17 protein-coding genes and 1 pseudogene are annotated in these 19,864 nt (G+C 72.4%); 12 read left to right on the forward strand and 6 right to left on the reverse strand.

Going from position 1 to position 19,864, the window contains the following annotated elements:
- Positions 1–10: 10 nt before the first annotated feature.
- Positions 11–607, reverse strand: coding sequence for a CGNR zinc finger domain-containing protein (locus tag IE277_RS27660; protein WP_189956424.1), 597 nt, complete (start codon positions 605–607; stop codon positions 11–13).
- Between the two features lie 38 nt (positions 608–645).
- Here IE277_RS27660 and IE277_RS27665 point away from each other — a divergent pair, with 38 nt between their 5' ends.
- Together IE277_RS27665 and IE277_RS27670 are read left to right on the forward strand one after the other, a co-directional pair.
- The gene (locus tag IE277_RS27665; RefSeq protein ID WP_189956425.1) at positions 646–1,827 is read left to right on the forward strand and encodes an MFS transporter; all 1,182 of its coding nucleotides are present in this window, start codon (positions 646–648) and stop codon (positions 1,825–1,827) included.
- Between the two features lie 190 nt (positions 1,828–2,017).
- Positions 2,018–2,974, forward strand: a complete 957-nt coding sequence (locus IE277_RS27670; RefSeq protein WP_229881999.1) for a hypothetical protein — start codon at positions 2,018–2,020, stop codon at positions 2,972–2,974.
- 183 nt (positions 2,975–3,157) lie between these two features.
- Here IE277_RS27670 and IE277_RS27675 read toward each other — a convergent pair whose 3' ends face one another.
- Together IE277_RS27675 and IE277_RS27680 are read right to left on the reverse strand one after the other, a co-directional pair.
- Positions 3,158–3,811 (reverse strand): hypothetical protein, encoded by a 654-nt coding sequence (locus tag IE277_RS27675; RefSeq protein WP_189956426.1) that lies wholly within the window; start codon positions 3,809–3,811, stop codon positions 3,158–3,160.
- 595 nt (positions 3,812–4,406) lie between these two features.
- A complete protein-coding gene (locus IE277_RS27680; RefSeq protein WP_189956427.1) occupies positions 4,407–4,805 on the reverse strand; it encodes an ACT domain-containing protein in 399 nt (132 codons plus the stop codon).
- 199 nt (positions 4,806–5,004) lie between these two features.
- On the opposite strand from IE277_RS27680, the gene IE277_RS27685 reads away from it, so the two are divergent.
- On the forward strand, positions 5,005–5,541 hold the full coding sequence (locus IE277_RS27685) for a P-loop NTPase family protein (protein ID WP_189956428.1): 537 nt from the start codon (positions 5,005–5,007) through the stop codon (positions 5,539–5,541).
- 223 nt (positions 5,542–5,764) lie between these two features.
- On the opposite strand, the gene IE277_RS27690 is transcribed toward IE277_RS27685, so the two are convergent.
- Positions 5,765–6,688: an SDR family oxidoreductase gene (locus IE277_RS27690; RefSeq protein WP_189956429.1), complete on the reverse strand. Its 924-nt coding sequence runs from the start codon at positions 6,686–6,688 to the stop codon at positions 5,765–5,767.
- 83 nt (positions 6,689–6,771) lie between these two features.
- Between IE277_RS27690 and IE277_RS27695 the strand changes: the two genes are divergently transcribed.
- Positions 6,772–7,338, forward strand: coding sequence for a TetR/AcrR family transcriptional regulator (locus tag IE277_RS27695; RefSeq protein ID WP_189956430.1), 567 nt, complete (start codon positions 6,772–6,774; stop codon positions 7,336–7,338).
- Between the two features lie 121 nt (positions 7,339–7,459).
- Here the strand turns inward: IE277_RS27695 and IE277_RS27700 are convergent.
- Positions 7,460–9,446 (reverse strand): annotated as a pseudogene (locus IE277_RS27700) (glycosyl hydrolase family 95 catalytic domain-containing protein); the annotation flags it as partial.
- Positions 9,447–9,546: 100 nt separating this feature from the next.
- Here IE277_RS27700 and IE277_RS27705 point away from each other — a divergent pair.
- The 7 genes from IE277_RS27705 to IE277_RS27735 all read left to right on the forward strand — a co-directional run bounded on the left by IE277_RS27705 (position 9,547) and on the right by IE277_RS27735 (position 18,081).
- A complete protein-coding gene (locus IE277_RS27705) occupies positions 9,547–11,205 on the forward strand; it encodes a penicillin-binding transpeptidase domain-containing protein (RefSeq protein WP_189956431.1) in 1,659 nt (552 codons plus the stop codon).
- 91 nt (positions 11,206–11,296) lie between these two features.
- A complete protein-coding gene (locus IE277_RS27710; protein ID WP_189956432.1) occupies positions 11,297–11,854 on the forward strand; it encodes a YciI family protein in 558 nt (185 codons plus the stop codon).
- Positions 11,855–11,912: 58 nt separating this feature from the next.
- A complete protein-coding gene (locus IE277_RS27715) occupies positions 11,913–12,830 on the forward strand; it encodes a TIGR03564 family F420-dependent LLM class oxidoreductase (RefSeq protein WP_189956433.1) in 918 nt (305 codons plus the stop codon).
- A gap of 320 nt (positions 12,831–13,150) precedes the next feature.
- Positions 13,151–14,599, forward strand: coding sequence for an argininosuccinate synthase (gene argG, locus IE277_RS27720; protein WP_189956434.1), 1,449 nt, complete (start codon positions 13,151–13,153; stop codon positions 14,597–14,599).
- A 104-nt stretch (positions 14,600–14,703) separates the two neighbouring features.
- A complete protein-coding gene (locus IE277_RS27725) occupies positions 14,704–15,660 on the forward strand; it encodes a GlxA family transcriptional regulator (RefSeq protein ID WP_189956435.1) in 957 nt (318 codons plus the stop codon).
- A 172-nt stretch (positions 15,661–15,832) separates the two neighbouring features.
- Positions 15,833–16,840 carry a type I glyceraldehyde-3-phosphate dehydrogenase gene (gap, locus tag IE277_RS27730; protein WP_189956436.1) on the forward strand — a complete coding sequence of 336 codons (1,008 nt, stop codon included), beginning with the start codon at positions 15,833–15,835 and terminating at the stop codon, positions 16,838–16,840.
- Between the two features lie 149 nt (positions 16,841–16,989).
- A complete protein-coding gene (locus IE277_RS27735) occupies positions 16,990–18,081 on the forward strand; it encodes a fatty acid desaturase family protein (protein WP_189956437.1) in 1,092 nt (363 codons plus the stop codon).
- Positions 18,082–18,110: 29 nt separating this feature from the next.
- Here the strand turns inward: IE277_RS27735 and IE277_RS27740 are convergent, their stop codons facing one another.
- A complete protein-coding gene (locus tag IE277_RS27740; protein ID WP_189956438.1) occupies positions 18,111–18,992 on the reverse strand; it encodes a sulfite exporter TauE/SafE family protein in 882 nt (293 codons plus the stop codon).
- 108 nt (positions 18,993–19,100) lie between these two features.
- On the opposite strand from IE277_RS27740, the gene IE277_RS27745 reads away from it, so the two are divergent.
- Positions 19,101–19,862 carry an AraC family transcriptional regulator gene (locus tag IE277_RS27745; RefSeq protein WP_189956439.1) on the forward strand — a complete coding sequence of 254 codons (762 nt, stop codon included), beginning with the start codon at positions 19,101–19,103 and terminating at the stop codon, positions 19,860–19,862.
- Positions 19,863–19,864: the final 2 nt, after the last annotated feature.

The raw sequence follows: 19,864 nt of genomic DNA on the forward strand, positions 1-19,864 counted from the left end.
GCTCGGCCGGTCATCCGCGGGTGTGGGCCCGCCGATGGGCTGCGACCCGCTCACGGGTCGCGCAGCGCCGGGAGCAGTAGCGGCGTTCGGGGCCCGGCCCTTGGGTGATGAACACATTCGGGCACGCGGCCGACGCGCAGACCCTTCCGGGCGGGAGCTGGCGGTCCCAGAGGAGAACGGTCAGAGCCAGGCAGGACGAGGCGAGGAACCACTCGTCCCAGGGGGCGTCGTCATCACGGTCGACGTGCGGGTGCCAGGGCGTGCCTCCGCCGTGCGAGCTGAGGCGGAGCGGTCCGGTGTGGGCCTGCAACAGGCGGTTGAGGACGGCGGCGGCCTCGTCGGCGTGCTCGGCGGCGAAGACCTCCCGCAGCCGGTCGGCGGCGTCCCGCATCCGCGTGACATCGAGGCAGGCGAGGTCGAGGGGGCCACGCTCGCCGTAGGCCCGCAGCACCTCCGCCACACGGCCGGGCTCGGCGTGTCCCTGCGGGCCCTCGGCGAGGACGTTGACCAGCGCGGCGGTGCGGCGTGCCATGGTCAGGACGGAGTGCCGGGTGGACCAGTCGCCGGAGGCGTCGTTGCTGGAGGACACCACCGCAATGTAACGCATATTGTGAAGGATTGAGTTACCTGCGTAACGTCACTCAGATGAGAAGGCGTTACGCGATGGCCTCGTATGCCGCCGGCGCGGTGGCGGCCCGTGCCGGGGACGAGATGTCGGGACCGGCGCTCATGCTGGCGGGCTACGCCGTCGCAGGGTCGGCGTCCAGGGCGTCGGCGCTGCTCGCGGCCGTCATGGCCGCGGCGGCGGCCGGAGGCCCGGTGCTCGGGGCGGTGCTGGACCGGCAGCGGCGGCCGGGGCGGCTGCTGGCCGCGGCGCTGGTCCTGTACGCGACGGGCCTGGTGGCGATCCTCATGGGCCTCGGCCGGCTTCCGTTCACCGTCACCCTCCTGATCGCCGTACTGACCGGGCTGCTGGGACCGGCGCTGTCGGGCGGCTGGACCGGGCAACTGCCTCGGGTGGTGCCGGGCGAGCGGCTGCCACGGGCCACCGCGCTCGACGCCATGACCTTCGGCATGGCGAGCCTGACCGGCCCGGTCCTCGCCGGCGGTCTGACCCAGGCGCTGGGCGCGTCGACGGCCGTCGTGGTCTCGGCGGCGCTCATCGGCTCGGCGGCACCCGCCGCGTGGACCCTGCCGGGGCGCACCGCGCGGGCGCGGGAAGCCCGGCGGACTTCGCTGATCGGCGAGCTCGCCGCCGGGACACGGGTCATCGTCAAAAGGCCCCGGCTGGCGCGGGCGACCCTGGCCTCGGTCGTCTGCTGTGCGGCACAGGGCATGCTGACGGCGTGTGTCCCGCCGCTCGGCGCACGCGTCCTCGGCGGAGCGGGCCGCGGCGCGCTCCTGCTGTCCTGCGCGGCCGTCTCCGCGCTGGCGGCCAACGCCGTACTGGCACGCTTTCCGCAGGCCCTCACCCCCGACTCGGTCATCTGGGCCGCCGCCCTGGTCCAGGCCGGAGCCCTCGCCCTGGCGGCGACCGGACGCCCGGCCACGCTCGTCCTGGCCCTGCTGCTGGCCGGAATCGGCGAAGGACCCCAGCTCACGGCCTTGTTCGCGATACGGCACCGAGAGGCCCCGGATCAGCTGCGCGGCCAGATCTTCACCACGGGCGCCAGCCTGAAGATCACCGGATTCGCGGCGGGCGCGGCCCTCGCCGGCCCGCTCGCCACCTGGACCCTGCCCGGCACCCTGGCCGTGGCGGCGGCTGTCGCGGCGCTCGCGGTACCGGCCTTCTTCGCCGTACCGCTGGGCGCCGTCGGACGGCACTGACACATACCGGAGGATCAGCGACCCGACGGCGGCATACCGGAGGATCGGCGGCCTGACGGCCCCATACCGGAGGATCGGCGGCCCGAGAGCCGCATACCGGAGGATCGGACAGATGTCGGATGATGCGTGTAATCCATAACGATCTCATCCCAGCCCTTGTGTCCCCGCCGAACTGCCCTAGCCTCCGGCCATGGCATTTCTTTCAAGTCGCCGCAGACGGGCCCGCCTTGCCTCGGAGCTCGACGACCAGGACCTGGGCAGGCTGCTGAAGTCGCTCGTGGCGACGACCAGGACGGGCACCATCGCGACCACCGAGCTGTGTGTGGCGCAGATGTCCCGCCTCCTGGAGCAGGACCCGGGCGACTGGGACCGCCGTACGCATCGTGTGGACGTCCTCGCCGGCTACCTCGCCGGCTCCCATCTGCCGCGCTCCTGGGCCACGCGAGAGCCTCGCAGCGCGGACGCACTCGTCCTGCACGCCTGGACCCAGCTCGCACAGGGCCGCGCCCAGGGGCGCCTGGAAGACCCGGACGCCGCCATCGAGACCTGTCTGCGGGCCGCCGAACTCGCCCCGGAGGATCCCACCCCCTGGGTGGCCCTCCTCGCAGTGGCACGCCTGGAACGCCGGGAGCAGTCCCAGATCTTCGGGGTGTGGAACGAGGTGCTCGCACGCGATCGCTGGAACCGCGAGGCATACCTGAGCATGCTGACCTACCTCAGCCCCAAGGAGGCGGGCTCACGCGTCCAGGTCCTGGATTTCGTGGACAGCCTGCGTGCCCGTATGCCCGCCAACGCGCCGTGCGCGGCGACCGAACTCACCGCCCAGGTCCTCCAGTACCACGCCATCCTCGACCGCGGTGGATTCGAGGCGCTGGTCGCGCGCAACCACTGGTCCCAGGCCATGGCCGCACAGGCCCTCGACCGCGCGGCGCACACCTGGGGCCAGCCCGGCTTCCTCCGGCACGCCAGGGCGCTCGCCGACCTCAACCTCCTGGCCTACGCGCTGATGGCCGCGGACCGGCGTGGCGAGGCGCGTGCCGTCTTCGAGACGGTCGGCGGCATCGTCACCGCCTGGCCCTGGCAGACCGGCGGTGACCCGGTGACGGAGTTCGACCAGGCGCGGCAGAAGGCGACTGTCGGCAGGTGAGCGTGGGCGGCCGGGTCAGACACATCATCAATTCAGCTGATCGCGGTCCCCGCCACGAGGAACACATCAGCCCCGTCCGGAACGCGGCGGCGCCCGGTCGGGCCGGCCGGCACCGGCCCCGAGCGGACCGTGTCAGTCCTGGTGTCCCCAGGCACGGCCAGGACGGGGCCATGCGGTCATGACTCACTCGCCGGCGCCCGGCCGGGACTCCTCCGCGGTCGCCGGTGCGGGCACCGAGGGGACGGGAACGGTGTAGAAGACGGACGAGCCCTGCTTGGAGCGCTGGGCGTTGTTGCGGGCCACGAGGTTCTCCAGCGTGGTGCGGATGACCTTGGTCTGGATCTCCCGGTCGGGATGTGCCTTGCCCAGGGCCTCGGTGACCTCCGCCGCGGAGCGGGGCTCCTGCTGTTCCGTGAGATGGCGGCGGACGAGTTCGACGAGAGTGGGCTGAGCCGTCGGGCCGGTGGCCTTCTTCGCCGCGGGCTTGGCCGTCGCGGGCTTCCTGGCGGCCCGCTTCCTCGGCTCGGACGGCTCCGTCACCACCTTCTTGGGGGCGCGGCGCGTGCTGGGCGTGGTGGTGGTCTGCTGCCGCGGAGCGGGTACGACGGGGGCCTCGGTGGTGGCGGTGGGTGCGCCCACCGAGGTCACGACGCCGAGCGCCTCCTGCATGCTCACCAGAATGGTGTGATCGTGCTGCAGCGCGGCCAACTGCTCTTGCAGCGAGGCGATTTCCTGGGTGATGCGTTCCTGTTCCTTGACGTTGCGCTCGAGATCGTTGGTCACCTGGCTGACGTATTGCGAGGTCAACTCGGTGACGGGTGCGCTGGGCTCGGGCATCTGTCGCTCCGTTCGTGAAGATGAAGTGCCCCACGGCCTGCGGTTGCGGCAAGCGGTGGGCGGGAGTTGTGGCGCGGGTTCCCCGCAGTGTGGAGGTTGTCCGGCGGGATGTCCCGACACATGGATGATACGGATGGCCCGGTCTGTTTCTACTCAGTGAATCCTGTGCGTTGCGCGGTTCAGGACGTGAGAAGAGGCAGCGGATCCGGTGAATTCCCGTATCCCGCTCCGTGTTCGGCCCCGCCTCGGACAGTCGACCTGTCTGGGTGACCTGGAAGGGTTGACGGCGCACCGGAGGCTGACGTGGCGGGCCATCGCACCGTTCTCCCACGGCCGTTGGGAAGAGGTGGCCGAGGCCTACAGGGCGGCGGAGGACGAGCAGTTCGACAACCGGCCGCCGGACACTTCCCCCGGCTGGGCGACGCGGACCGGTCCCGCGGCTGAAGAGGGTTGTCGCGCAGCCGGGTCAGGACCTGAGTTCACCGATCTTCAGGCCGTTCACCTCGCTCACACGCCAGACCTTGCCCCCCGGGGCAAGGTCAAGCCGGCCCGGGCCGCGTCGAGGTGTGCCCGGTCCCGGTCGGGCCCCGCGGGGTCAGGAAGCGTCTCGCGCCAGTCGCCGCAGGACCTCCATGGCCCGCTCGGTGTGCTCGTGGGGCACGAAGAGGTGGTCATGATGGAAGCCGGCGACGACGTTGCAGCTCAGGTCCGCGTCGGCCAGCGCGCGGGAGACCGCGGCGGTCAGTCCGACCGCGGCCGGCGCGGAGTGCACCCGCAGAGTGATCCATCCGGCGACGTAGTCGTACGCCATCCCCGCCGAGTCCGCCTCCGCCTGCGGTACGACGAGGGTCAGGCCCTCCTGCTCGGCGACCATGACCACGGGAGTGACACCGGACGGCACGCCGCCCTCCGCCATGGTGAACACATAGCGGCCCGGATTGAGCTCCGGACGCATGTCGTCGAGCAGGGTGCGCAGATCAGTCTCGCCGGTCATGGCCCCACCCTACGGACCACCGGGCCGCCCGCCCGGCAGGCTTGCGGCGTCGGTCACCTGTGCGGCCCGACGGCGCCGCGGCGGGCTCGGCACGGTCGTCCACCTCCGTTTGCCCCGCTCACCCCGTGTACTGGAACCTTTGACAGGCGAGTTGTCCCAGGTCCGCTGACCGGCGCGTGCCGGAGAGCAGGGGAGAGCGATGAGTGTCGGTACCGAACAGACCCGGCTGGTGGTGCTGCGCGGCAACAGCGCCTCGGGCAAGTCGTCCGTCGCGGCCGGCATGCGCGACCGCTTCGGCCGCGGACTCGCCCTGGTGGAACAGGATCAGCTCCGCCGGATCGTCCTGCGGGAGCGGGACCGGCCGGGTGCGGCCAATATCGGCCTGATCGACACCGTCGCCCGGTATGCCCTCGACGCCGGCTATCACGTGGTGGTCGAGGGCATTCTGTACGCCGACCGCTATGGCGACATGCTTACCGGGCTGCGTGCCGACCACCGGGGGCCGACCCACGGCTACTACCTCGATGTGCCGTTCGGCGAGACCCTGGCCCGGCATGCGACCAAGCCGATCGCCGGCGAGGTCGGCGAGGCCGAGCTGCGGGACTGGTACCGGGGGCGTGACCTGCTGCCCGGGGGAGTGGAGACGGTCATCGGGGCCGACAGCTCGCTGGCGGAGACGGTCGCGCGCATCATGCGTGACACCGGGCTGGCCGGGCTTCCGCCACGGGACGTCTGACACCGCGCGGCCGGGGCGGTGAGGCCGGCGACGCGGCAATCGTCCGTGTCCGGCGGCGTACGGCCGTAGAGCATCCGCTTCTCTCCCGGGCAGGCAGCCCGCAGTTGCCCGTGGGCGTGCCGTCGGACCCGGCCGGAGACGCCGCGTCGCGCCGGGCCTCCCGCCGGGCCTCCCGCCGGGCCTCCCGCCGGGCCTCCCGCCGGGCCTCCGGCCGGGCGCCCCGTCAGGCGCCGGCGGCAGGGGCGGTGAAGTAGTGCCCCTCGTCCATGTCCTCGAGGAGTCCCGCGCGGGTGGGCTTCCAGCCCAGCAGTTCACGGGTCATGGTGCTCGACGCGGGGGTGTCGAGGCCGATGAAGGGGGCCAGCCAGCCGAAGTGCTCGGCCGCGGCGTCGGGCGCCACCGGGACCACCGGCATATCGAGGTGCCGGCCGATCACTTCGGCCACGTCACGGATCACGACGCCCTCCTCCGCGATTCCGTGCAGCACCGAGCCGGCCGGCGCCTGCTCGGCCGCCAGCCGGAACAGGTGCGCGGCGTCGCGGCGGTGAACGGCCGGCCAGCGGTTGACGCCTTCGCCGAGGTAGCCGGAGACGCCCGTGTCACGGGCGATGGCGACCAGCGTCGCCATGAATCCCTTGTCCCCGTCGCCGTGGCAGGTCGGCGAGAGCCGCACCACGGACGAGCGCACGCCCCGCGAGGCGAGGCCGAGCACCGCCCGCGCGGTGATCGCGCGGAGCGTGACCGGCGAGTCGTTGACGACGGGTGTGTCCAGTTCGGTCGAAACCCGCCCGGGGGCGAGGCCGGCCAGCCCGGAGGCGAGGACGAAGGGACGGTCGGTGCCGGCGAGCGCCTCGCCGAAGGCGTCGACGGCGCGGCGGTCGGCCTCGGCGGCGCCCTGGAAGTCGCCGGTGAAGGCGATGTCGTGCTTGAAGGCGAGGTGGATCACGCCGTCCGATGCGGCGGCCGCCTCCTGCAGGACGTCGAGGTCGTCGACGGTGCCGCGGACGACGGCCGCGCCCGCCGCGGTGAGCGCGGCGGCGGAGGCGTCGGAGCGGGCCAGCCCGGCGACCTGGTGTCCCGCCTCGATCAGTTCGGGTACGAGGGCGGATCCGATCCAGCCGGAGGCACCGGTGACGAAGAAGCGCATGGGAGACCCCAAAGAATCGATGTCAGTGACTGTCGTTGACGCTACACCTGATGTCAGCTCCTGTCATCACGTAGGATCTCCGCATGGGTAGATGGGAGCCGGACGCGCGCGGACGCCTGGCCAAGGCCGCACTGGCGCTCTATGCCGAGCGTGGGTACGAGCAGACGACCGTGGCGGAGATCGCCAAGCGGGCCGGACTCACGGAGCGGACGTTCTTCCGGCACTACGCCGACAAGCGCGAGGTGCTGTTCGCCGGCGCCGGTGAGCTGGAAGGCCTGTTCGTCGGCGCGGTGGCCGGCGCGCCGGAGTCCGCGGCGCCGCTGGACGCGCTCACCCTCGGGCTGGACGCCGTCGCCGAGATGTTCGCCGACCGGCGGGAGTTCGCGTGCCGACGGCAGGCCGTGATCACGGCCAACGCGGAACTGCGGGAGCGCGAACTGATCAAGCTCGCCTCGCTCGCCGCCGCACTCACCGGCACCCTGCGCGGCCGCGGTGTCGCCCAGCCGGCCGCCGGCCTGGCCGCCGAGGCGGCGGTCGCCGTCTTCAAGATCGCCTTCGAGCGCTGGATCGTCCCGGCCGAGGAACGCCCGATGCGGGAGCTGATCCGGGAGTCACTGGCCGAACTCAAGGCCGTCACCTCGGGCGCGTAGAACGCGCGCGGCGGACGCGGCACGGATGCGTCGGCAGCGTTCTGGCAGGGTGCCCTCGATGGACTGAACTGCCCTGTCGCCGCAGGGCGGTTCCCCCGTACCGGGCGGTGTGGTGCGGTCGCTACGGCAGGCCCCACGCCGGGCCCGGCCCGGCTCGCTCACGGTGACGGGAGGGATGACGAGGTCGGGCCGGGCGCCGCAGTGGACGAGGACCTCTCGGTTCTCGGGCAGGTCGATGGCGAGGGTGCCGTCGCCCAGGTCCCGGGTGCGGGCCGGGGTGCCGTCGTCGAGCAGCACGGTGAGAGAACCGGTCAGACCGTGCCGGAGCTTCAGTGGCTCGCCGGCCAGGCTCCTGATCCGGATGAACCGGGTGGCTCCCGCCTTGCGGACGGCACTGATCAGGAAGGCGCCCTGCGTACGGAAGTTGTGCAGGGTCACGTCGGCCCAGGCGGACGGAACGCCGGGAACACCCGGACGACACCTCCCCGGCTCTGGCAGAACATGTCGTGCAGGGACTGCGAGGCGGACAGCGGCGTCTCGATGACCGGTCCGGCCTCGGTGTGATGCGTGTTGGCGCGGCAGGGGAAGCGGGTGCTCGGGTCGAAGAACTTCCGCAGATAGCCGATCGCGGTGTCGCCGTCGCCGGTCGTCGCGCAGACCGAGGCGGCGCCGGTGTAGCTGTACCCCCGGTGCGCCCCGGTCAGCGCGTGTCGGCGGGTCACCGACTTCGTGATCAGGTCGCCGTTGTGGTCGGCCGGGCACGGTGTGAGCCTGGCCGGCACCTCCTGCCAGCGTGGTGTCAACGCGTCGTCGATGCCGAGCAGTTCGGCCGACTCGACGAGTGTCTGGCAGCCCCAGCGGATCAGGGCGAGGTCGTGGGTGGTGTCCCGCGGCGGCACGACGGGATATTCGGGCGAGAGCGTGCTCGGCAGATGGAGCTTGCCGTCGCTGCCCGGGGTGAGGAAGTGCAGGTAGGCGGAGAGGGCACGGCGCAGCACCGGGTGGACGGTGTCGCGCAGCAGCGCCTTGTCCATGGAGTGCCGGTACGACAGCCACACGTTGTGCAGCGCCCAGGTGAGGTCGCCGGTCCCGGCGCCGGTGCCCGGTTCTCCCACACCGCGGTCGGCGAACATGCCGGAGCTGCGGCCGATGCCGGAGCCGTCCGCGCGGTAGGCGGCCGGCCCCATTGGCGGCGAGCTGCTCCTGGTTCTGGCGCACCGTGGTGGCGGGCGAGTCCAGCCGGGTGGCTGGAGCCCTGGATGAGCCAGTACTCCGGCTGGACGTTGAGGTTCCACCAGACCGCGGGCCAGGGCGTGGGCTCGAGCCAGGGCCCGGTCGTGGCCATCACGGGGCCGCCCGCGCGGCTGGCCGAGGCGACCTTGTAGAGCTGGATCCGGTGGAAGCTCTGCAGCCGCTGGTCGGGGAACGACACGAAGCTCTTCCGGTGGAACGCGCGCCACCAGCCCGTGTGCCGTCGCCGTAGGACGTCGTACGACGGTGCGCGCCGGAGGTGGCGCAGCGAGTCGGCCGCGCCGGCGGTGGCGGAGGGAAAGCTGTGCCCGACGCCGAGCAGGAGGCCGTCGCCGCCGCGGCGGCAGGAGGTCGCGGTCTGGCCGCCGCCGGTGAGGGGCTGGAGCACCTGCGCGGTGCCGTCGGCGAGGGCGCGGGTGGACCAGGGCGGGTTGGCGTAGCAGCCGGCGGGTGGGGCCTCGCTGATGTGCCGGGGGCTGACGGCCTCCTCGGGGTGGAACGTCCAGGTGACCTTCTCGCCGCCGGCCGCGGTCACCCGGGCCGCGAAGACCTCGTCGTGGATCAGCGCGGACAGGGTGAGGGTGCCGGCGGTGGTGGTGACGGTGCCGGTGAGTTCGGCGTTCCACAGACTCAGCCGCCAGTCGACGGCGGTGACGGTGCCGACCGGATCCCGGGTGAGATGCCCGACCGGCAGCCGGCAGCCGGCAGCCGGCAGCCGGCAGCCGGCAGCCGGCAGGTGCCCCAGCCTCCCCCACTGCCTTGAGGGCGTGGGGGCACCCCCAGCCGAACTCCGGGCGATGGTCCTGGACCCGGCCGTGCGGCACGGTGAAGCGGATCCGGCCGGTGCCCGGCTCCTGCATGGTGTCGCGGAGCTGCCAGGGACTCGGCCGTACGTTCCGGTAACGATCTGCTGACGATGTGTGCCCGTCTTCATGGAACGTACATACGATCATGCACATGAACAGAGCAGTGAAGATCGGCCTCGCCGGTACCTGCACCGCGCTGCTCGTCCTCGGGGGAATCGGCACCTACAACATCGTGCACGGCCTGGCCTCGGGTTCGTCGGGCGACGGTTCGTCCCAGGACGCGCGCGGTTTCGACCCCTCCGCGGTATCGAGCACGCCCCCCTCGGAGGCAGAGGCGACGAAGCTGGTCCGCGCGTTCCTGGACAGCTGGTCCCAGCGCCACCTGGACGGCGCGGCGCGCGACACCGACACCCCGGACGCCGCCCAGCGGGCACTGCGCGGCTACGCCGACGGCCTGCACCTGAAGAAGCTGACCTTCGATCACATCCTGTCCGCGGGGCCCTCGTCGGTGACACCGGGCGCCGCCAAGGTCACCTTCGACGTGTCCGCCCAGGTCGCGGGCGGCACCTGGAACTACCCCAGCGCGGTGGCGGTGCGCAAGAGCACCAACGGCCATCTGGCCGTCCACTGGAACAACTCGGTCCTCCATCCGGGCCTGGGCGACGACCAGTCGCTGACCGCGGGCAGCCTCCCGGCCGGCGCCGGGGACACGAAGGTCGTCGCGAGCGACGGCAGGACCGACCTGGCCGCGTTCTCGTCGCTGCGGGACATCGCGGGGACGATCGCCAAGAACGCCGAGCCCACGGGCGGCAGCCCCGGCACGGGGGTGGCCGTGGTCGACGCCGGCGGCGCGGGCGTGGAGACCCTGAAGGTCTTCGCCAAGGGCAAGCCGGCGGTCGTGCGGACCACCATCGACGCCGGCCTCCAACGGGTGGCCGAACGCGCGGTGCGCGACGCCCACCTGCAGCAGAAGCCCGCGGGGACGGTGGCGCTCGACTGGCGCAACGGTCACATCCTCGCGATCGCGCACACGGGCGGCGACGGCGACATCGCCGTCAACGGCATCAAGTCCCCCGGCTCCACGATGAAGATCATCACCGCGGCGGCCCTCTTCGACAAGGCGGGCCTCACCCCGGACAGCCCGGCGCCGTGCACGGACTCGCTGGTGGCCAACAGCCAGCTGTTCCACAACGACTCCGGCGTACCCGCCGAACCCGGCTCCTCCCTCGCCCGGGCGTTCACGGTGTCGTGCAACACCGCCTTCATCAAGGACGGTTTCCACCACCTGGTGCACGACGGCGACGCCTCCGCGCTCAACGACGAGGCGGTGAACGTCTTCGGCATGGGCAGCTGGTCCATCGGCGGCGGGGTCTCCACCACCGACCCGAGCATCCCGCCGGACGTCCAGGGCGGCGACCAGGCGGCCCAGTTCATCGGCCAGGGCAAGGTCACCGCCACGCCGCTGTTCATGGCGTCCGTCGCGGCCACCGTGCGCAACGCCGGCTTCGAGCAACCGGTCATCCTGCCGGGGCAGCACCAGGACACCGCGCCGCGGCCCATCTCCGCCCGCACGGCCGGCTATCTGCAGTCGATGATGCGCGGTGCGGCCACCAGCGGTACGGCCGCGCCACGGCTGGGCGGACTGGCGGGCGTCGGCGCCAAGACCGGCACCGCCGAGGAGGGGGACCACACCAACGGCTGGCTGACGGCCTACGGCTCCCGGGTCTCGGTGGCGGCACTCGTCGAGGGAGGCAGCTCGGGCGTGGACTCGGCGGGATACGTCGTACGACAGCTGCTCACGGGCGGCTGAGCGCCCGCCTGGGCGCCGCCGGCCGAGGTGTCCGCTCCGCCGGACAAAAGGAGTTGAGGCGTCGGGCCGTGATCCGGGAGGGTCTGGGATCATGGAGTTCTTCTGCTACCACCGTGACCGGCCCGGCTCCCTGAGTCTGCGGGACGAGATGCTGGAACGGCACTGGGGCTATATGGACCAGTACGCCGAGGAGATGATCGCCCGCGGCCCGACCCTGGCCGACGACGCGGAGACACCCACCGGCAGCGTGCACATCGTGGATCTGCCGGACTCCGCCGCCGCGCGGGCCTTCGCCTTCGACGAACCCACCTACCAGGCGGGCGTGTACCGGGACGTGATGCTGCGCCGGTGGCACAACGCGCTGGGACGCACCATGTGGGAGTTCCCCGGCGGCCCGACCGAGGGCGACCGGTATCTGGTGCTCGGTCTCGGCGGCGGACCGACGGCCGAGGCCGACCTCGACGCGCTGCCGCCGGAGCGGGACGAGCTGATCGCGTACGGTCCGCTGCTGTCCGACGACGGCGCCCGCTGGCTCGGCACGGCCGCGCTGCTGCGGGCGCCGGACCCGAAGACGGCACGAGCCGTCCTCACCCCGGACCGGTATGCGCACATCGAGGTCCACGCCTGGACGTTCGGCGGCAGGCGCTGACGACAGGGCCGGTGCGCGGGAGCCGGAATGCCGTTCGGCCGTCGCCGGTTGCTCCGGTATGACCATCGGAGTAGCACTCCCCTTACATCAGCCGATCGACACCCTGGTGCGGCTCGCGAGAGAGGCCCGGGAGGCCGGGCTGCGCGCCGCGTGGTTCGGGCAGACCTTCTCCTACGACTCCCCGACGCTGGCCGCGATCGTCGGCCGTGAGGTCCCCGGCCTGCACGTCGGCACCGCGGCGATCCCGGTGTTCGGCCGGCACCCGCTGCTCGTCGCCGCGCAGGCCCAGACCGCCCAGGCCGCCACCGGCGGCCGCTACCACCTGGGGCTCGCGCTCGGCACCAAACACCTGACCGAAACCGGCTTCGGCATTCCCCATGAGCGTCCCGTCGCGCGGCTCCGCGAGTTCCTCACCGCCCTGCGTCCCCTCGTGGAGACGGGCAGCGTCGATTTCCACGGCGAACTGCTGACGGTCACCACCCCGCTGCCGGCGGCCGTGCCGGGCGCCGAACCACCTGTGCCGATCCTGGTCGCCGCCATGGGGCCACAGGCCCTGCGCGTCTCCGGCGCACTCGCGGACGGCATCCTTCCGCTTCTGGCGGGACCGCGCGCCCTGGCCGACCACATCGTTCCCGTCGTCACCGCGGCGGCCGAGGCGGCGGGCCGGCCGGCACCGAGGATCGTCGCCTTCGTTCCCGGCGTGGTCACCGCCGACGTCGAGGCGGTGCGGCGGACCGCCACCGACTCGCTCTCCTTCTACGAGCGGTTCCCGTCCTATCAGCGCGTCATCGCGCAGTCCGGCGGCACCCGGGCCGTCGACCTCGCCGTCATCGGCGACGAGGAGACCGTCGCCGCCGAGGTGCGCCGCTACCGGGACGCCGGCGCGACCGAGGTGGTGCTCATCTCGACCGACCTGGGCGGCGAGGCGGATCGGCGCCGCACCTGGAAGCTGCTCGGCGAGCTGGCCGACGGCTGAGCCGGCCGGCCCGAGGGCCACGGGACGTCCGTCGTGCCCTGCCCACCGGGCTCGCCGCGCCGGGACCAGTACGCGGCGGTGCCTGTGCAGGGGCATCCGGTGTGGTGGTCGATCTCGACGGCGACGTGCCGGCTGCCGGGCCGGGCGTCCAGGCCCCGGCCGGCGGGTTCGCCGCCGGGCGCAGGGGATCCGCACGGACCTCCGGTCATGTCCGGGTCTCCACCTCCAGGCTCCGTCTCCAGGCTCCGTGCCGGCGCGCACGAGAGCTCTTTTGCCACCGGGGCTATGCATGGCCATGCGGAATGATGCATACTCTTCCTATGTCCAAGGTCCTCACTTCCCTTCCGGTCGGCGAGCGCGTCGGCATCGCCTTCTCCGGCGGCCTCGACACGTCGGTCGCCGTCGCGTGGATGCGCGACAAGAGCGCCGTCCCGTGCACCTACACCGCTGACATCGGCCAGTACGACGAGCCCGACATCGCCTCCGTGCCCGGCCGCGCGACGGCCTACGGTGCCGAGATCGCGCGCCTGGTCGACTGCCGTGCGGCGCTCGTCGAGGAAGGGCTGGCCGCGCTCGCCTGCGGCGCGTTCCACATCCGCACCGGCGGGCGTGTCTACTTCAACACCACGCCCCTCGGCCGCGCCGTCACCGGCACCCTGCTGGTCCGGGCCATGCTCGAGGACGACGTACAGATCTGGGGCGACGGCTCCACCTTCAAGGGCAACGACATCGAGCGGTTCTACCGCTACGGCCTGCTGGCCAATCCGCACCTGCGGATCTACAAGCCCTGGCTGGACTCCGACTTCGTGACCGAGCTCGGCGGTCGCAAGGAGATGTCCGAGTGGCTGCTCGCACACGGGCTGCCGTACCGCGACAGCACGGAGAAGGCGTACTCCACCGACGCCAACATCTGGGGCGCCACCCACGAGGCCAAGACCCTGGAGCACCTGGACACCGGCGTCGAGACCGTCGAGCCGATCATGGGCGTGCGGTTCTGGGACCCCGAGGTCGAGATCCCCGCCGAGGACGTGACGATCGGCTTCGACCAGGGCCGCCCGGTGACGGTCAACGGCAAGGAGTTCGCCTCGCCGGTCGACCTCGTCATGGAGGCGAACGCAGTCGGCGGCCGGCACGGCCTCGGCATGTCGGACCAGATCGAGAACCGGATCATCGAGGCCAAGAGCCGCGGCATCTACGAAGCCCCCGGTATGGCGCTGCTGCACGCCGCGTACGAGCGCCTGGTCAACGCGATCCACAACGAGGACACCCTCGCCCAGTACCACAACGAGGGCCGCCGCCTCGGCCGCCTCATGTACGAGGGCCGCTGGCTGGACCCGCAGGCGCTGATGATCCGCGAGTCGCTGCAGCGCTGGGTCGGCGCCGCGGTCACCGGCGAGGTCACGCTGCGGCTGCGGCGCGGTGAGGACTACTCGATCCTCGACACCACGGGCCCGGCCTTCAGCTACCACCCGGACAAGCTGTCCATGGAGCGGACCGAGGACTCCGCGTTCGGCCCCTCGGACCGCATCGGCCAGCTCACCATGCGCAACCTCGACATCGCCGACTCCCGGGCACGCCTGGAGCAGTACGCGGACCTCGGCATGGTCGGCACCGAGCACCCGGCTCTGATCGGCGCGGCCCAGGCCGCCTCCACGGGCCTGATCGGCGCGATGCCCCAGGGCGGCGCCGAGGCGATCGCCTCCCGCGGCGAGGTCTCGGAGGAGGACGAGCTGCTGGACCGCGCCGCGATGGAGTCCGGTACGGACTGACGCCGCGCACCGGCCGTCCACCTCGGGCAGCGGGCCCCGTCGGTACCCACCGGCGGGGCCCGCCGTCGTACGCCGCCCGGACCGGCTCTCGTACCCTGAGTCCCGTGCCGTCCCCCCGTCCGCAACGCGTCGCCGTCCTGGTCCTCGACGGCGCGAAACCGCTCGACGTCGGCATTCCCGCGCAGGTGTTCACGACCCGCGCGAGCATGCCGTACGAGGTGAGGGTGTGCGGGGCCGCGCCCGGACTCGTGGCGGGCGGTGACGGGCTGTCGTACCACGTCGCCCATGGCCTGGACGCGCTCGCCTGGGCGGACATCGTCTTCCTCCCCGGATATCGCCATCCGGACCGCGAGGACCCGCCCCCGTCCGTCGTGGCCGCGCTGCGCGCCGCCCACGCCCGCGGTGCCCGGCTCGCCGCCATCTCGACGGGGGCCTTCGCGCTCGCGGCCACCGGGCTCCTCGACGGCAGGCGCGCGACGACCCACTGGCACTACTCGCGTGCCCTCGCGGCGAAGCACCCGCTCGTCCAGGTCGACGAGGACGTGCTCTTCGTGGACGAGGGCAGTGTGCTGACGTCGGCCGGTGCCGCGTCCGGCATCGATCTGTGTCTGCACATCCTGCGCACGGACCTCGGCGTGGCCGTGTCGAACCACGCGGCGCGGCGCCTGGTCGCCGCCCCCTACCGCAGCGGAGGCCAGGCCCAGTACGTGCCCCGCAGTGTACCCGAGCCACTGGGCGAGCGGTTCGCCGCGACTCGGGAGTGGGCGCTGCACCGCCTCGGCGAGCCCCTCACCCTCACGGTGCTCGCCCGGCATGCGGCGGTCTCGGCGCGCACGTTCTCCCGGCGCTTCGCCGAGGACACCGGGTACACGCCGATGCAGTGGGTGATGCGCGCCCGTATCGACCTGGCCCGTGAGCTGCTCGAACGCTCGGAACGGAGCATCGAGCAGATCGCCGCCGACGTCGGCCTCGGCACCGGTACGAATCTGCGGACCCACTTCCAGCGGATCCTCGGCACCACCCCGAGCGAATACCGGCGCACCTTCACCCAGGGCGAATAGCCGGCAGGCACCACGGACGAGCAGCCGAGGCGCGTTGGCGCGATCCTTGCGAACCATGGCGCTCTCGACACGGCCATGAACGAAGTCGGCACGCGACGCTGGTGGGGAACCCAAGGAATTCGAACTCACCGAACTCACCGAACTCACCGAAGTCACCGAAGGGGCACCACGCATGACTCGCGTCGCCATCAATGGATTCGGCCGTATCGGACGCAATGTGCTGCGCGCGCTGCTGGAGCGGGACAGCGCCCTCGACGTCGTCGCCGTGAACGACCTCACGGAGCCCGCCACCCTCGCACGGCTGCTCGCCTTCGACACCACGGCCGGCCGGCTCGGCCGTCCCGTCACCGTCGACGGAGACGCCCTCGTCGTCGACGGCCGGCGCATCACGGTCCTCGCCGAGCGCGAGCCGGCCCGGCTGCCGTGGGCCGAACTCGGTGTGGACGTCGTGCTGGAGGCGACCGGCCGCTTCACCTCGGCGAAAGCCGCCCGCGCACATCTCGACGCGGGCGCCGGGAAGGTCCTCGTGAGCGCGCCGTCCGACGGCGCGGACGTCACCCTCGCCTACGGCGTCAACACCGACGCCTACGACCCGGCCCTGCACACCATCGTCTCGAACGCCTCCTGCACCACCAACGCGCTCGCGCCGCTCGCCGCCGTACTGGACGAACTCGCCGGGATCGAGCACGGGTTCATGACGACGGTGCACGCCTATACCCAGGAGCAGAACCTGCAGGACGGCCCGCACCGTGACGCCCGCCGGGCCCGCGCCGCCGCCGTCAACATCGTGCCGACCACGACCGGCGCGGCGAAGGCGATCGGCCTCGTCCTGCCGAACCTCGACGGGAGGCTGTCCGGTGACTCCATCCGGGTGCCCGTGCCGGTGGGCTCGATCGTCGAACTCAACACGACCGTCGCACGCGAGGTGACCCGCGACGAGGTACTGGCGGCCTACCGCGCCGCGGCCGAGGGGCCGCTCGCCGGCATCCTGGAGTACTCGGACGACCCGCTTGTGTCGTCCGACATCACCGGCAACCCGGCCTCGTCGGTCTTCGACTCGGCCCTCACCCGCGTCGACGACGGCCGGCACGTCAAGGTGGTCGCCTGGTACGACAACGAGTGGGGCTTCTCCCACCGGGTGATCGACACGCTCGAACTCCTCGCCGGACGCCGGGCGTAGCCGGACCAGCGGGCGCGCACGGCAGGGAAGAGGGAGGCCGGCGCCTCGGAGTGGTGAAAGCACCCCGGGGCGCCGTAGGGAAATCCCCCCGTCGGGACCGGTGACTGGCTGGCTGTTGCCGCGCCGCGGCCATGCCGAGACTCGACGGCATGACGATTTCCACGCAAGCCTCGGTCGCCGCCGGGGCGTCCGCCGGGGCACCGGACGACGCCCGTTCCCGTACGTCCGGTTCCGGAGCCGGCAGTGACTTCGCCCGGCTGTCCCGGCGTATCGCCGAGGCTGGGCTTCTCGACCGGCGCCCCGGCTACTACACGGCACGGCTCACTCTGGTCACCGGGCTGCTGGCGGCCGGCTGGGGGGCCTTCCTCGCGCTCGGCGACACCTGGTGGCAGCTTGCCGTGGCCGCCTTCCTGGCGTTGATGTTCGGTCAAGTCGCCCTCGTCGCCCATGATCTGGCGCACCGTCAGGTCTTCCGGCGCGGCCGGCCGAGCGAGACGTGGGGCCGGCTCTTCGGGAACCTCGGGATCGGCATGAGCTACGGCTGGTGGATGAACAAGCACACCCGCCACCACGCCAATCCCAACCACGAGGAACTCGACCCGGATGTCGCCCCGGACATCCTGGTGTGGTCCACCGCGCAGGCCAGTGAGAGCCGTGGCCTGGCCCGTCTGATCGGCGGCCACCAGGCGTGGCTGTTCTTCCCGCTGCTGACGCTGGAGGGCTTCAACCTGCACGTCTCCAGCGTCCGGGCGCTGCGCTCGCCGGCCATGAAACACCGCCTGCTGGAAGCCGGGCTGCTCTTCCTCCATCTCGCCGGCTATGCCGCCGCGCTGTTCCTGGTGCTCTCGCCCGGCAAGGCGGTCGCGTTCCTCTTCGTGCACCAGTGCCTGTTCGGCGTCTACCTCGGCTGCACCTTCGCACCGAACCACAAGGGCATGCCCACGTTCACCGGTGACGAACGCCCCGACTTCCTGCGTCGTCAGGTCCTCACCTCCCGCAACGTACGCGGCGGCCGGCTCACCGATGTGATGCTCGGCGGGCTCAACTACCAGATCGAGCACCACCTGTTCCCGAGCATGCCCACCCCTCATCTGCGGCGTGCTCAGGCCGTCGTGCGCGCGTACTGCGCGGAGGTCGGCGTGCCCTACCACGAGACCGGACTGATCCAGTCCTACCGCGAGGCCCTCACCCATATGCACCGGGTGGGAGAACCGATCCGGCGCCGGCGCCGGGCCTCCTGACCGTGTCCTGAGGGCCCGCGGAGCCCGCCTCAGCCCACCAGCAGCATCGCGACCTCCACGACGCCGAGCAGCGCGAGATACGACCAGGCGTAGGCGCGGTCCGGGATCCGGGGCGGGCGCCGCCGCAGTACCGCGATCACGGGCAGGGCGCCGAGGAGCAGCGCCCCGGCGGCACGGAGGTCGACGAGCCCGGCCAGCTGCGGGTGAGCGTGGGCGACGGTGACGCCCGTGGCGTTCAGGGACAGCGCGGCGGCGGGCAGGGTGATGGCGAGGGTGAGGGGATTGGCCAGCGCCGTCGCCCTGCGCATCGGATGCCCGGCGCGGCGCAGCGCGGGAACGGTCAGGACGCTGCCGCCCACGCCGAGGAATGCCGCGAGGGCACCGATCGGCGCGCCGAGCACGGCCGGCAGGGGACGGGGGACGTCGCGCTGTCCCTCTCGCGTCCGCACCCCCTGTCCCGCGCGGCGCTGCCCTCCCGGTCCTCCCGGTCCTCCCGGTCCTCCCGGTCCGTCCGGCCCGCCTGGTCCGCCCGGCCCGTGCGGCCGCAGGAATCCGGGACGCAGCAGCAGATCGACGAGGGTGAGCGCGACGTACCCGACGAAGCCCCAGTGGGCCTGGGCGGCCGGGGCGTGGCGGGAGGCGAGCGCGCCAGCCGCCCCGCCGGCCGCCAGCAGGACCAGCAGCGGACCGCTGCCGCGCAGGGCGGCGAGGACGCGCCGGGGCGTGACGGCGGTGGCGAACGCCGCGTTCACCAGCATGACGAGGGCCGAGGTGGCCGTCGCCACCCGTATCGCGTCCGCGCCGAGGGCGGTGTTCGCCCACATCACCACCGGGACCGCCACGAACCCGCCGCCGAAGCCGAACAGGACGGTCGTCACCCCGGTGAGGACTCCGATGCCGAGAAGTGCCATGCCGAGAAGTGCCACATCGTTCACAGGGACACCCCATCAGCCACAGCGAGCGGCTCGCATGCGATGCCCGGCACCATTCTTTCGAGACCCGGCCACTACCGTGGGCGCGTGAAGAACGTCTCGCTGGACGAGGTCGACCATGTGGACCGGGCCGTCCTGCCCATCGGCACCGACTATCCGTCCGGCCTGGTGCTCGACTGGCACCGGCACCGGCGCGCGCAGTTCCTCTACGGCGCCACCGGCGTCATGGTCGTCGACACCCCCGAGGGCACCTGGACCGTGCCGCCCGAGCGGGCCGTCCTGATCCCGGCGGCCATCCGGCACCGGGTCCGCATGCTGGGGGTGAGCACCCGTAGCCTGTACATCGAGCCGGACGCCGTGCCGTGGTGGCCCGCGGCCTGTACGGTCGTGGACGTTCCGCCGCTGCTGCGTGAACTGCTGCTGGCGGCGGTCGAGTTCGAGGCCGACTACAGTCTCTCCGGCCGCGAGGGCTGTGTCGTGGCGCTCCTCCTGCACGAGATCGCCGCGCGCACCCCGCTCCCGTTCCATGTCGCGATCCCCGCCGCCGCGGATCTCGCCTCGCTCTGCCGTGCCTACCTGGCCGCCCCGGACGCCGGCGTCACCAATGCCGTATGGGCCGCGCGGACGGCCATGAGCGAACGGGCCTTCACCCGGCGGTTCCGTGCCGAGACGGGGGAGAGCCCGGCCGTCTGGCGCACCCGGGCGCGGCTGCTGGCCGCCGTGCCGCTGCTGCGCACGGCGTCGGTCACCGAGGTCTCCGGCCGCCTCGGCTATGCCTCGCCCGCCGCGCTGACCGCCGCCTTCACCCGCGCCTTCGGCATGCCACCGTCCCGCTTCTCGCACACCTGACG

The organism is Streptomyces alanosinicus, assembly GCF_014650595.1.
In the GTDB taxonomy this organism is placed as follows: domain Bacteria; phylum Actinomycetota; class Actinomycetes; order Streptomycetales; family Streptomycetaceae; genus Streptomyces; species Streptomyces alanosinicus.